General features: G+C 53.3%; 13 protein-coding genes and 2 tRNA genes. 7 read left to right on the top strand and 8 right to left on the bottom strand.

All coding sequences use genetic code 11. From position 1 onward, the window contains the following. The first annotated feature begins 58 nt into the window (after window positions 1-58). Window positions 59-790, top strand: a complete 732-nt coding sequence (locus W02_RS09885; RefSeq protein ID WP_173047215.1) for a Crp/Fnr family transcriptional regulator — start codon at window positions 59-61, stop codon at window positions 788-790. 369 nt (window positions 791-1,159) lie between these two features. On the opposite strand, the gene W02_RS09880 is transcribed toward W02_RS09885, so the two are convergent. The 7 genes from W02_RS09880 to W02_RS09850 form a co-directional block, all read right to left on the bottom strand. Next, window positions 1,160-1,750 carry a response regulator transcription factor gene (locus tag W02_RS09880; protein ID WP_173047213.1) on the bottom strand — a complete coding sequence of 197 codons (591 nt, stop codon included), beginning with the start codon at window positions 1,748-1,750 and terminating at the stop codon, window positions 1,160-1,162. Window positions 1,751-2,535: 785 nt separating this feature from the next. Next, window positions 2,536-3,393 (bottom strand): response regulator, encoded by an 858-nt coding sequence (locus tag W02_RS09875; protein ID WP_232068726.1) that lies wholly within the window; start codon window positions 3,391-3,393, stop codon window positions 2,536-2,538. A 622-nt stretch (window positions 3,394-4,015) separates the two neighbouring features. Further along, window positions 4,016-5,071: a hypothetical protein gene (locus W02_RS09870; protein ID WP_197742197.1), complete on the bottom strand. Its 1,056-nt coding sequence runs from the start codon at window positions 5,069-5,071 to the stop codon at window positions 4,016-4,018. Between the two features lie 1,378 nt (window positions 5,072-6,449). After that, window positions 6,450-6,525 (bottom strand) — tRNA-Lys (locus tag W02_RS09865). A gap of 55 nt (window positions 6,526-6,580) precedes the next feature. Beyond that, window positions 6,581-6,657: transfer RNA gene (locus tag W02_RS09860), tRNA-Arg, on the bottom strand. Window positions 6,658-6,730: 73 nt separating this feature from the next. Then, a complete protein-coding gene (locus W02_RS09855) occupies window positions 6,731-7,345 on the bottom strand; it encodes a YkgJ family cysteine cluster protein (protein ID WP_173047208.1) in 615 nt (204 codons plus the stop codon). A gap of 6 nt (window positions 7,346-7,351) precedes the next feature. Continuing rightward, the gene (locus tag W02_RS09850; RefSeq protein WP_173047206.1) at window positions 7,352-7,915 is read right to left on the bottom strand and encodes a hypothetical protein; all 564 of its coding nucleotides are present in this window, start codon (window positions 7,913-7,915) and stop codon (window positions 7,352-7,354) included. A gap of 273 nt (window positions 7,916-8,188) precedes the next feature. On the opposite strand from W02_RS09850, the gene W02_RS09845 reads away from it, so the two are divergent. Continuing rightward, window positions 8,189-8,476, top strand: a complete 288-nt coding sequence (locus W02_RS09845; RefSeq protein WP_173047204.1) for an HU family DNA-binding protein — start codon at window positions 8,189-8,191, stop codon at window positions 8,474-8,476. A gap of 182 nt (window positions 8,477-8,658) precedes the next feature. On the opposite strand, the gene W02_RS09840 is transcribed toward W02_RS09845, so the two are convergent. Next, complete coding sequence (locus tag W02_RS09840) at window positions 8,659-8,934, bottom strand: MoaD/ThiS family protein (RefSeq protein WP_173047202.1); 276 nt, start codon at window positions 8,932-8,934, stop codon at window positions 8,659-8,661. 41 nt (window positions 8,935-8,975) lie between these two features. Between W02_RS09840 and W02_RS09835 the strand changes: the two genes are divergently transcribed. From W02_RS09835 to W02_RS09815, 5 genes are all read left to right on the top strand, one after another. Further along, window positions 8,976-9,395, top strand: coding sequence for a hypothetical protein (locus tag W02_RS09835; protein ID WP_173047200.1), 420 nt, complete (start codon window positions 8,976-8,978; stop codon window positions 9,393-9,395). Between the two features lie 8 nt (window positions 9,396-9,403). After that, the gene (gene rfbC / locus W02_RS09830) at window positions 9,404-9,979 is read left to right on the top strand and encodes a dTDP-4-dehydrorhamnose 3,5-epimerase (RefSeq protein WP_173047197.1); all 576 of its coding nucleotides are present in this window, start codon (window positions 9,404-9,406) and stop codon (window positions 9,977-9,979) included. A gap of 91 nt (window positions 9,980-10,070) precedes the next feature. Further along, the gene (locus W02_RS09825) at window positions 10,071-10,496 is read left to right on the top strand and encodes a rubrerythrin family protein (RefSeq protein WP_173047195.1); all 426 of its coding nucleotides are present in this window, start codon (window positions 10,071-10,073) and stop codon (window positions 10,494-10,496) included. 86 nt (window positions 10,497-10,582) lie between these two features. Beyond that, a complete protein-coding gene (locus tag W02_RS09820; RefSeq protein WP_173047193.1) occupies window positions 10,583-11,857 on the top strand; it encodes a heterodisulfide reductase-related iron-sulfur binding cluster in 1,275 nt (424 codons plus the stop codon). Continuing rightward, a complete protein-coding gene (locus tag W02_RS09815; protein WP_173047192.1) occupies window positions 11,854-12,444 on the top strand; it encodes a DUF3501 family protein in 591 nt (196 codons plus the stop codon). Before W02_RS09820 ends, W02_RS09815 begins: the two co-directional genes overlap by 4 nt. The last annotated feature ends 6 nt before the right edge of the window (window positions 12,445-12,450 follow it).

Here is a 12,450-nt window from a genome sequence, read left to right as displayed (position 1 = left end):
GAGAGAGACGCTAGGGGTCGTCTTAGCGTACAATCCGCCTAACCTCGGACGGCTCGTTATGAACATGGCACTCCTCAGAAATAAGGTATTCGCGAATCTCACGCGTCGTGAGCAACAGCTGTTGCGGCCTCATCTTGAAATCGTGTCTATTGTTACTGAAGAAGAGCTAAATGCCACCGGAAGTCTCATTCGCTTTATGTATTTCCCTATTACGGCAGTCATAAGTCTTATGGATACGGACGGCGCAGGTCGAACGGTTGAAGCTGCTGCAGTTGGCCGTGAAGGTTGTACTGGTTTGTTTGCATTTGACGGGATAATACGTGCGCCTTGTCGAACTCTCGTGCAGGTGGGAGGCGTAGCCTACCGGCTCAATATATCCAGATTGTTGCTTTTAGAAAAAAAGTTGCCTCTCTTCAGCAAGATCGTGAGACGCTTTGATGCCGTTCTTTTTCGTCACACGTTGCTGTCCTTAGGATGCTCGCAATTTCACTCTGTTGAGCAAAGACTGGGGCGCTGGCTTCTGGCTCATAGCTATCGTACAGGACTCAAAAGATTGCCATTCACACATCAGTTCCTCGCTCGACAATTGGGAGTGCGGCGGGTGACCATAACGAACAGTTTGGCCGCATTGGAAAAACGCCGGTTGATTACATACCGGTATGGTGCAGTCGAAATCCGTGATGCTCGTAGACTGAAAAAAGTCGCTTGTGAATGCTTCGGTCTTGCCAAAGACGCGATCAACGATTACTTGCATAAAATTAGGTCCGTCCAGAGACCAGTGCGCGGATGATCTATGGATAGATCATCTTGACGAGGGTTCGGCCTGAGTGGATGTTTCACTATCCCAGTGAGGTGCGTGAACTGGCGGCACTCTCCTCACAATATTCGATTCGCCTTTGATGACTTCTTCGATCGTTGCCAAAAAATATCCCGCTTTTGGGCAAGCGAAGCCTCGAGATTCAAGGTGAAGAGAGAGCTCGCTCAATGAGTGGAATATATAAGTCCGTTGATCGTTCATGGACGATTTAGGCAAATAGCCACTGACAGGATCTCTGTCAGAGATGATGTACAGGACACATTGCGGTGACGACCGATCCACGATTACCCACAACGGCGGAATTTGGTCGTTCACCGAAATCCTCTTCTCAAGTGTTCGTGCTTATTCAATCAAGCCCTCATCATTTGCATACCGTATCAGCTCGACAGTGGTACTTAGGCCCAACTTGTGAAACAGTCTGGCTTTGTAGGTGCTCACGGTTTTCTCGCTGATACTTAAACGCTTCGAAATATCCCTTCGACTCATGCCTTTGGCAAAGTGCGTCAGGACTTCTACTTCTCGGTCCGAAAGAATCGGCCTCAACTCTTTGCGGACCTTCCTGACAGGGGCTCCTCGGAGAACGCCTCGTACGGCTTCCACCAAGTCCTGTGGGGAGCGGTCCTTTGAGATATAGGCCATCGCTCCCGCCCGTAGGGCGCGAGCGGCATATTGTTCATCCGTAAAAAGGCTAAACATGACAATCGGGATGTTGGGACATCGAGCGATAACTTTCTTGAGTACGTCTATCCCATTTTGCTTGGGGAAATTAATGTCCAGAACAACAAAGGCCCACTCGCTTCCACAAATTTCGTGAACGATTCCTTCTCCACCGGCCGAGTCCTTCATTACAATTGATGGGAATTCGTTTTGAAGCAATTCTCTGACGGCATCACGCACAATTGGGTGGTCATCTACGACTAACGCCTGCCTCATTCCGGGCTTCTCCGTCCTTTATGTTTGATGTAGTCGCAATCTCATTGAATGGCAGTGCCCGCCAGCTCTCCCTCTTCAGCAAGGAGTTCATAAAATAATGGAGTACAGGGCCAAAATTCTTCGTGCTGTCGTGGATAGCAACCTAGTTACGGCTGCTCGTATTAGGAAGGCAATATAAAGGACATGTTAAATTTGTCTATCAGCGTTGGCCTACAACGCCTTGTCCGACCGCATGTTTCGTAAGGCAAAAGCAAGATCGGCCTGCCACGTGTGTTGGGGCTAATTGTTGGTTATAGTGGATAAATTATAATTGTCCGTAAGATGACAATTCGTTAAGGACACTTTGTCCCGCTAGAATCTATGAATTCATCAAAAACTAATAGGTGCAATTCCTAATTGCTCAATTGAAGCGGTGGAATTTGATAGGCGAACTCTTTGTTGGTCGTCCGTTCTACGACCAGATGGCTTTTAATATCCTTTCCAAATCCATCTGAAACCGAGTTTCGCATCTATTCCTCGAACCCCATATCCTTACGGGGCTTTATAATCTCTACTCTTCTGCTGTTTCTAATCTTCTTGAGCATGCCCTCGACCCATTGCAGGGATCGGTAAATCTATTCGGATCGTGAGGTTAAGTTCCGCACTAAGTTGAGTCCGCACGTTCGGGACAGAAGGTCCTGACCATACACCTTCTGGTACTAGAGACATGCTATCGTTTCGGGCCAATTGGCCTGAATTAGAACGCTTGAAAAGGAAACTACGGAAGCGGCCAGATACAGAGACGTTTAGGCGGGATCTGAAAGAGTCACTTGACTATGAAATCTGCATGCGTCGATGAACTGCTGCTGGTCGCCATTGCGGAAGAGCTCTAACGGGTACGCGCAGAGCAAGGAGAAATTGTATCGACCGCCGAATACATTCCAGAACTGTTCAAGCTCGAATGCCGCCTTGGGATAACCACGTTCCCACAGACGTATCACCATTTCTCCATACACGCGGACAGGATTCCTCGCCTTGCAAACTTTCCCCAGTATTCCGTCAAGGACATGATCGAATCGGTCCTGATCTAAATCATCTTTGGTTGCAAATGAAGACAGCACTTCATCAGCGTCTAAGGCAAGATATTTCGGTGCAGTCCCCTCACGGAGAAAGGATCTCGGGAGGGCCAGCGCCATATGGTCCGCCACTGCGCGGCAGAGCCTGCCTGTTGCAATTATCACGACGAATTCGCCTGCATACAGACCTTCTAAAGCATAGTTGGAAACATAGGATTCATTTTCCTGGTAGTTTGAATAGAACCTCACAGCGTGTTGGAAATTGGAAGTTTGCGCAATGGATTGTCTCGTGAGATCCATGATGGCGTCATACAATTGTTCGCCCGCCAACTCTTTCCTTAAATGCCGGCTGGCACCCGCCTTTAACATTCCTTCCTCCGTCCGACCGTCACCATAGAGCGACAAGCCTATGACAATGATGTCCGGAAACTGCGCTTTGATCATGCTTGTCGCGATGAAGCCATTAAGGTGAGGCATATGGACATCCATAACCACGACGTGCGGGCGAAAGATCTCGGTGACCTTGATGGCCTCGAGTCCGTCACCGGCCTCGGCGACGACTTGGATATTGTCGTACTCCGACAGCATAGTCCGCAAACAGGAGCGGAGTCCCGCATCGTCATCTATGAGGGCTATTCGGACTACAGCCTTGGTGGAGATCAATGAGGAGGGGATTTCGAATGGATGAGCGGAGGATGGAATGCGGGAGCCAGGAAGACAATCGCCCTGGCGGTCACTGTCCGCATTCTCGCCGGATGTTGTCGGCTGCCACATATTTTTTCTAGTTCTCGTCTGTAAGTTCCCAATCAGAAAATGTGTGGATCACATTGTCATCTATATAACAAACATGACGGTTGTGCACTACAAATTCGGGCCTAATTCGCCACCGATACAGTTTACAAACTGTCGGATAATGGGAACTTTTGACTGATCCATCTTTTTCTGTCTCGGGGTAGCTGCGTAGAACCCTTCCGATTTTCAATCGAAATTCCGAAAGTCAGCGGGCCGTGCGTGGTAGAAAACTATCCATAAAGTCATAAACAGTTCCTCCTCGATAAGCCGGTACCACATCTCCTGAGAATTAAATGAAAATTCACGCAGGCATCAAATGATGGTGAGATCTGCGGGTCAAACGTTTGGCTCAACCGACGTTGAATCTTCCAGTTGACCTCGTTGTTCCAAGGGTCGCTCCGGGAGCGCCTGCGGTCCATCATGGGTTCCAGCCTCCGAGAAACAGCATAACGGCAAAGCCGAGCACATATCCCACTACCACGTGCCAGCCCGCTTTCAACCACTCTAGACTACTCTTGGCTTGCGGAAAGAGGTTTGAGATCGCCACACCAGCCGAGGACCCGAACCATATCATTGATCCGCCATAGCCTACGGTGTAGGCCAACACAGCCCAATCGTACCCTCCCTGGTAAATTGCAAGCGCCGTGAGTGGAATATTGTCAAGAACGGCACTGACAAAACCGAGCCCTAAGGCCGACTGCCAGGACGGCTCAGGGAGGGAATCGATCGGCATGAGGCTGGCACTGAGCACGAGAAGAACCAGAAACAGGCTGCCTCTCAAGGCATGTCCCAATTCTGACCATGGCGTAGGCCTGATGAACGTGGCCACCATGATGCCGGCCCAAAGGCCAACAGATGGAAAGTCGAAGGCGATATTCGCGGCAATTGTACCAAGAACCATCATGGCGACAATGCTGAGCCTTCCGACATCTACCCGCACTCCTTCGGCCGATGTTCTGATTGCTGGCTGGTACGCATGCTGAGTTCGAGCCGCGATGATACCGGTGAACGCGATTGCGCTGATCGCGGCGAGATACGCTTTCAGAAATACGACCGCTGGGATTCCCGCGATCCACATCATCGTTGTGGTGGTATCTCCAATAACAGATCCTGCGCCGCCGGCATTGCTCGCTGCCACGAGAGCAACAATAAAACTGAGGGCCACCCTGTCTCCGTACATCCGTCTCGCAATCACTCCGCCAATCATTGCGCCGGCGATATTGTCAAGAAATGAGGAAATGCCAGCGACGACGAGCAACAGAAGAAACCCACCTTTCCAATCTGATGGCAAGTGGGATGGCAACCACTTGGGCACGTGCGACTCCTCAAAATGTTTCGCCAAGAGGGCAAAACCCATTAAGAGGCCGAAGAGGTTCGTCATCAGGCGCCATTCGTGCCCGAGATGACCGGCGAGATCTAACCCGGTCCAGGTGACCTTATAGGTGACGAGTGCGGCTGTCCCTACGACTGCCACTTCAAGCGCTCGTTGATGAAAGAGAACAATGCCCAGTAGAAGTAAGCCAAAGATGATGTATTCAGTAGGCATTGCCCGAGAGTAACGAGGTCATGGTCATCGATGCAATCGTTTAGAAACCTTTTGGTAGATTTGCACCGTTCGGTCTCCAAGAGGCGACTACAAAGGCGAGGCCGGAAGATAGGTTGAAGTCACAACACAGCTAGGGCTTGGCTAAGCCAAATATCGACATGTTGGACAAATAGCAGGCAGCGGGAAGCGACGATTCGTTATTGACGCCAGGGTCCTTCGGGCCTACGTTTGGGCATGGATGAAGGGTGACTTAACTGACCTTGGGCGGCCATGCCAAACCAAGAAATCCACCGTTCAATGAACTCGTCTTCATTGCCTGGTTCAAGCTTGGTGAAAGGCCATGCAGCTTGGAATTCTGCCATCCCTCGACCTACGGCCTTTGCGGATCCTTATCCGGGCGACGTGCGAATGAAAAAAGATATGGACAATAGCCTGCATATTTATCCTCAAAGGAAATAGAGGTCCTTCTGTGGGGAAGTACGATTACATCACTCCGCTAGAACAGCAAGGTCACAAGCTTTTCGACCAGGAGAAGTATCAGGAAGCAGCTGACATATTCTCAAAAATCGTCGCGATGCGCCATTTGGGGAGCACGGTGAATGTTTCTACCATTTGGTGACCTGTCTTGAGGAATTAAGCAAGTTCGAATTGGCGAAAACAAACTATCTCAAGGCTCTCGAATACCAGCCAGAGGATCCCATTCGTCTAAGCGGCTATGCGTCCTTTCTATATCTCTATGGCGACTGGCAGGAAGCCTTTGATGCTCATCTCAAGCTTCTCCGTCTGTGGCGGGCTGGCGGCAATGATATAGGAACGGCGAACATTCTGACTGCTCTGCGAACTTTGGCTCTCAACTTGCACATGTCTGATGTTGAGTTTGCTCAACGAACCGGAGGTAGTCTTAAATAATCATTCTATCTGAGACAGCGGCAAACGTACGGTAATATTCATTCCAAGAGTACTCAGCGCGGGCAAGATGAGTATGATTCCCGAATTATATACAGACTTACTCGCTAAACATGGCAAGTCTATGGAAGAAGATGGTGCTCAAACTATGCTCAACTCCAGCTCATTCCAGCCTACTCAGCCAAAGTTCAGGTTTGGCGCAAACCTTGGCTGGACTAGGCCTAAGTGAGTCTGAGTAGGCTTGGAGGAGAATCGTGGAAATGCTTTTCTAAACCGCTGGTCTCGTCGAGGTCCGCTGTACAATGGTTGTCTATGTCCCTCTCAATTGACTCGCTTCGGCGCCTCGAGCTGGACCTATGAAGGCTGGAAAGGGCAGATCTACAGAAGACATTGAAAAGTTTGGTGGGCCGTGTAGGGGTCGAACCTACGGCCCGCTGATTAAGAGTCAGCTGCTCTACCAACTGAGCTAACGGCCCACCGGGTGAGTATGCGTCGCGGACAACTGGCGGATTCGAGGATCTTTCATGCTGGTGGTGCGCCTGACAGGATTTGAACCTGTGGCCCTCAGCTCCGGAGGCTGATGCTCTATCCAGCTGAGCTACAGGCGCTCCCGCAAGCCATGAACGGGAACTTTAGCACAGCATTTTACGCGCTGTCTAGCTGCGGAGCCGAGCACTATTCCTACGATAGCGGTAGAAAACCATAGGGAAGCAGGACTTCGTCGCCCCCTGCTCCCGTTGCCTTCCGTTCCAATTCCAATGCCTTGCCTTCTTGTCGTGCCAGCGTCGCTTCCTCCGTCCGGAGGACGGTAGTCATTCGAGTAATGGGGACGAACGTTTGAACGTGGCAGGCTCCCGCGACCGCGCCGTCTTGCTCAATCGGAATCCCCATTGATCGGCAAGCAAGAGGGCGGAATTCGTACAGACTGCAGAGGTCATCATCTCCTAGCGCCGGGCAGCGCAAGTGTCCGTACTGCTCGACGAGTTGATCGATGTTCTCGTCACTCCATGAATCGACAAACGGGTTATCGCTGAGTGTTGGATAGGTCGCAGCCAACAAGCTCCGTTGGATTTGAGCAGTCTCCTCGATCCGCTCGCGGCGTGTGGCAGGCAGACGGGTCAACCCTTCTCTTAAGCTACGAACGTCGAGTAGGGTGATCGGGAACGTGCCGATACAACAGGCAGAGCATCCTGCCTGACAGGGGACCTGTCCAAGATGCAGCGCGGACACGCGATGGAACCAATCGTCGGTCTTCTGCGGGAGAGCGCTATGGAAGAGGAGCAGTGAGCGCGCCATGCGCGCTCACTCGGTTTCGGCGGTGAGCGACAGGTCGACGATCAGTTCACCTTTCGGCGAGTAGAAGCCCTGTCCATCGACCTCGACGATGCCGTTGCAATGTTCTTGATAGAATTCGAGAATCCAGCCGTTGAAGTCGTATCCGTCTTCCGTAATGTCATCCTGGTCAAACCGTGTCATCAGGATAAAGCGGGCGCGCTGAATCGATTCGGACACGAGCGATGCTTCGAAGTCGTCGTAGCACTTCAGCACTTCCAGGAACTGGGTCTTTTCCTGTTCAAAGGCCTCTCGGTATGTGCCGTGGTCTCTAAAACAAAAGACTTGTATTGGTTTTCTGGCCCGGTCATAGCCCAAGGTCACATGAACCCATGCCCATTCATCCAGAGAGGCTTCTTCCATCTCAGACGGTGTGATCGGGAGTTGTCCTCTGGATTTCAGGAACTCGATGAGGAGCCGCAGCGGCGGGCAACTTTCCTTCTGACAAAACACGCGCGAATACAGGACCTTTTCAGGTGGAGCGGCCTGCGCAGGTTGGGCCGATGCGGGGAGAATTGGGAGTTCCTTACCCATGTTGTTCCTCGACAGGTGGCGATAGGAAAGAGAAATACCGTAGTACTCTACGACGCATGGTCTCGAAACTGCAAGAGGGCGCCGAGGTGTTTCCCTACGTCTGGAGCGTGTTTTTCCGGTTGACAGCCACAAACCTCTTGGATAGACTCCCGCAGGTTTTCGCCGCTTGAAGCATCACGACCATTCGTTCTCGAGCTTTTTCGAGTCTGAGCGGAGTCACGAGAGGCGATGTACAGTTCACCATAATCCATTAGTCCTTAAGGAGGTTGCTCGATGGCTAAATCAATGACCAAGTCGCAGATCGCCGATCACCTGGCCCAGAAGTCCGGCCTGACCAAGAAGGCTGCCGTCCAGTTGATGGACGACTTTGCCGCCCTGGCTTATCGTGAAGCGAAGAACGTGTTCACGGTCCCCGGCATCGGAAAGCTCAAGCTCGCCAATCGGAAAGCCCGCATCGGCCGCAATCCCCAGACGGGAGAAGAGATCAAGATTCCGGCCAAGCGTGTGGTCAAGTTCCGTGTGGCCAAAGTGGCGAAGGACTCGATCCTCGGCAAGAAGTAACGAACTGACCGGCGCCTCATCGGCGCCTGATCGAGCACGAAGGGTCGGCTCCCCATGTGGGGGCGCCGGCCCTTCGCTTTTTGTGGAGTGGGCCGCGCGCCGTCGAGATCAATCAGGCTGCGGCGCGCATTGAATAGGTATGCCCCGGGGCCATCGGAACATTCTGACCACTGATGGAGTGCTCACGCGTGGGTCGGACCCAGCCCGCTCCCTCCAAACCCATCGTGACCGACGAGCCGGATGGCGTCTCCGTCATGAACCAGGGAATCATCGCTCGCAATTTTTTTATTGATGGTGACCAGCACTTTTTTTTCGCGGATCAGCTGGAGCAGATGGCGAAGCTGAATGCCCTGCCGCTGGATGACTTGTCGGACCGTCATCGGCGATGCGAGTTCGCAGGCCAGATCCCGTTCACCGTCGGCGGTTTGTAACTGTCCCATCAGAGAAATCGTGACCATTGCGTTGACTCCATCAAGTCCGACGTCGATAATGCCATCCTATGCCATCGTTGGACATCGACAACCCCGGGATGCCGGATCTGCAGTTTGTGCTGTTCGTATCGGCACTGTGCACGTCCAACCTGACGACGATCAATGTCTCCGAACGACTTCGTATGGAACTGTTCGACCGCTGTTGGACGCTGGTCCACACCGATCCGCCGCCGTCCGATCCGAAACTGCGCGTTCTCGATTTACGCGAAGGAACGGAGTTGACGCTGGAGGCGTGCGCCTCGGTGATCCGCACCTTGTGTCATGATGCGGGAATTACTACCATGGTTTGGGATCACCCGGTCAGCGACCCTACACGCGAGAGCACTCCTGCCGCCAAGCCGTTGATCGATCGGCTCAGCCGATTGTACCCTGATGATCCTGATATCGTCGACCCCCCGGGGCATTCGACGGCACGGCCGAACCCCTGACTGCACGAATGCACATCACGTCTCTCGACATTCCCGGTGTTCTCCTCATTGAACCGAAAGTGTTTCGTGACTCGCGTGGATTTTTCGTCGAGACGTATCATGAGCTGCGGTACCGTGAGGCTGGATTGAGCGAACGATTCGTCCAGGATAACGTTTCCAAATCCATCCGTCGCACCCTGCGAGGGCTGCATTTTCAGGATCCGCATGCTCAAGGCAAGTTAGTGATGGTGCTCGAAGGATCGGTCTATGACGTGGTCGTCGATATCCGAAAGGGTTCGCCGACATTCGGTACGTGGTACGGGGTCGAACTGTCCTCTGAGAACATGCGCCAGGTGTACGTACCTCCTGGATGTGCGCACGGATTCTGCGTCACCAGCGACACGGCGACCTTTCTCTACAAATGCACGGACTACTACGCTCCGAAGGATGAGCGGGGGATTATCTGGAGCGATCCGGCCCTCGCGATTGCCTGGCCCGTATCGGATCCCCTTCTCTCTGCAAAAGATCAGACCTATCGCTCATTGGCTGAGATGAGCGCTGAGTTGCCTTCCTATCTGCAAGTACGTAGCAAGGACGGCCATTGATCCTCGATCGATGGCTGCGGTATGGTATGCGCCGGTGTTCGAGCGGTAATCTCACCTCCACCACACACCGCGGATTCTTGAGGAGGACGCGATGGCCAAATCCTTACAGGGCACCAAGAGCCACGAGAATCTGAAGCAGGCCTTTGCCGGAGAGTCACAGGCGAACCGCCGCTATCTCTATTTTGCTCGCCGCGCCGATATCGAGGGCTATCCGGACGTGGGAGGCCTCTTCAGGGATACGTCTGAAGCCGAGACGGGGCATGCATTCGGCCATCTGGATTTTTTGAAAGAGGTCGGCGATCCTGCCACAGGGGTGGCAATCGGCAATACCGAGGCCAATCTCAAGTCTGCGATTGAGGGCGAGACGTACGAATATACTCAGATGTACCCAGGCATGGCCAAGACGGCGCGCGACGAAGGATTTGCCGAACTGGCCGAGTGGTTTGAGACACTGGCGAAGGCCGAGCGGTCTCATGCCAACCGCTTTCAAAAAGGCCTCGACAGTCTCAAAGGGTAGGTTCGTTCGCCGTTCGCGATTCAGCGGCCGAGTTTCAGCGAGATTATGGCTGACGGCCGGCCGTCGAGAGTTTCCTCCGCGCGATCATGACTCGTCTGAGCCTGCATCACCCCATCGACGCGGAGTCACTCCAGCGGGACACGTCTCGAATTTTCGAGATATGCGACGGTTGCCGTCGCTGTTTTAACCTCTGCCCATCCTTTACGACTCTACTCGAACGCATCGACGTCAAGGAAGGCGATGTGAGGGCTCTTTCGCCGGCCGATCACCACCGGGTGGTGGACGAATGTTACTATTGCAAATTGTGTTACAACCATTGTCCCTATACTCCTCCTCATCAGTATCAGCTTGATTTCCCCCGGCTCATGATTCGATGGAAGACGCACCTCGCTGAGAAACGGGGCGTGTCTTGGCGGGACCGGTTCCTGATCAAGACGGATCTCATGGGAGTTGCAGGTTCGTTCACCGCGCCGCTTACTAACTGGCTGCTGGCAAACCGCTGGTTCCGAAAAGGCATGGAGTGGGTGGCCGGTGTGCACCATGAACGGCACGTGCTGCACTTCTCCACCGAGACCTTTCCGCGATGGTTTGCCCGGCGTGAGCCGGACGCCGCCCCGGTTGCTTCACGCCGAAAAGTTGCGTTTTTCTCCAGTTGTCTGGTGAACTATCAGGCAACGGACATTGGGAAAGCGGCGGTGCAGGTGCTGGAAAGAAACGGCGTTCACATCGTCGTACCTGAACAGCGGTGCTGCGGCATGCCAAGCTTCGACTTGGGAGCTATCGATCAGATTAAGGAGGTCGCGCGGGCGAACATCGCATCGTTGCATCCTTGGGTGGTCAAGGGGTATGACGTGGTGGTGCCGACCGCGAGCTGCAGCCTCATGCTCAAGCGAGAGTACCCGGAAATCACCGACGACGAGCCGACGAAGGCGGTAGCAGCACGGACATTCGACCTGTGCGAATATCTGATGAAGATGAAAAGAGACGGACTCTTGAATATGAATTTCCCTCACAATCCAGGACGTGTGGTCTATCACATCCCGTGTCATCTGCGAGATCAAAACATCGGGTTCAAATCGAAGGAATTGCTCGAATGCACGGGGGCCAAGGTGGAAGTCATCGAGCGGTGTTCGGGGCACGACGGTGCCTGGTCCGCCAAGACCGAATTCTTTCCTCTGTCCATGACTATTGCCGCGAAGGCAGTTCGAGCCATCAAACAGGCTCCGGCCGATGTCATCGCGTCGGACTGTCCGTTGGCCGGGCTGCAACTGGATCAAGCCGGCGCATCTGCGCACGCCGGAGGACGGGCCACCCGTCACCCCATCCAGATCGTCCGCGATGCCTACGGGTTGCCATCATGAAGCTGTTGACTCGCGAAGAGCTGCTGCCGCCGGACCAATATGAGCTGCAACGGCAAGCGATTCGTGCCAGGATCATTACGTTGAAACAACGAAGGCGCATCGGACTTGGGCCGATGGTCACGATGGTCTTTGAAAATCGCGATACTCTGATGTTTCAAATTCAGGAAATGATCCGGGTGGAACGGATTCTGAGTCCGGTCAAGGTGCAAGAGGAGTTGGATGTGTATAATGCGCTGATGCCGGAACGGGATGAGTTGAGCGCCACGCTCTTGATTGAAATCACCGATCAGGACAAGATCAAGGAGAGTCTGGACCGATTCATGGGATTGGACCGCAGCCAGACCGTGGCGATTCTTGCCGGAGCAGAGCAGGTTTTTGGCATGTTCGAAAAAGGCCACAGCCATGCAACCAAGATCAGTGCGGTGCATTTCATCCGTTTCCGGCCGACCGCATCCATGAGACGGGCGTTTGCTGATCTGCTCCAACCGGTCAGCTTGTGGATCGACCACAACGGATACCGCTCGGAAGTGCAGGTTCCCGGCAGCATGCGCGAAGAATGGCTGGCGGACCTGGCATGTCAGGCATGACCTTCC

Source organism: Nitrospira sp. KM1 (assembly GCF_011405515.1).
In the GTDB taxonomy this organism is placed as follows: domain Bacteria; phylum Nitrospirota; class Nitrospiria; order Nitrospirales; family Nitrospiraceae; genus Nitrospira_C.
This window is presented reverse-complemented; position numbering and strand designations above follow the sequence as displayed.

What these genes read in the sequence shown, in the direction of transcription:
- W02_RS09850 (WP_173047206.1), bottom strand. Translation starts at nt 7,915, where the DNA reads ATGGGTAAGGAACTCCCAATTCTCCCCGCATCGGCCCAACCTGCGCAG.
- rfbC (WP_173047197.1), top strand. Translation starts at nt 9,404, where the DNA reads ATGCACATCACGTCTCTCGACATTCCCGGTGTTCTCCTCATTGAACCG.
- W02_RS09815 (WP_173047192.1), top strand. Translation starts at nt 11,854, where the DNA reads ATGAAGCTGTTGACTCGCGAAGAGCTGCTGCCGCCGGACCAATATGAG.
- W02_RS09885 (WP_173047215.1), top strand. Translation starts at nt 59, where the DNA reads ATGAACATGGCACTCCTCAGAAATAAGGTATTCGCGAATCTCACGCGT.
- W02_RS09845 (WP_173047204.1), top strand. Translation starts at nt 8,189, where the DNA reads ATGGCTAAATCAATGACCAAGTCGCAGATCGCCGATCACCTGGCCCAG.
- W02_RS09820 (WP_173047193.1), top strand. Translation starts at nt 10,583, where the DNA reads ATGACTCGTCTGAGCCTGCATCACCCCATCGACGCGGAGTCACTCCAG.
- W02_RS09825 (WP_173047195.1), top strand. Translation starts at nt 10,071, where the DNA reads ATGGCCAAATCCTTACAGGGCACCAAGAGCCACGAGAATCTGAAGCAG.
- W02_RS09875 (WP_232068726.1), bottom strand. Translation starts at nt 3,393, where the DNA reads ATGCTGTCGGAGTACGACAATATCCAAGTCGTCGCCGAGGCCGGTGAC.
- W02_RS09855 (WP_173047208.1), bottom strand. Translation starts at nt 7,345, where the DNA reads ATGGCGCGCTCACTGCTCCTCTTCCATAGCGCTCTCCCGCAGAAGACC.
- W02_RS09835 (WP_173047200.1), top strand. Translation starts at nt 8,976, where the DNA reads ATGCCATCGTTGGACATCGACAACCCCGGGATGCCGGATCTGCAGTTT.
- W02_RS09840 (WP_173047202.1), bottom strand. Translation starts at nt 8,934, where the DNA reads ATGGTCACGATTTCTCTGATGGGACAGTTACAAACCGCCGACGGTGAA.
- W02_RS09880 (WP_173047213.1), bottom strand. Translation starts at nt 1,750, where the DNA reads ATGAGGCAGGCGTTAGTCGTAGATGACCACCCAATTGTGCGTGATGCC.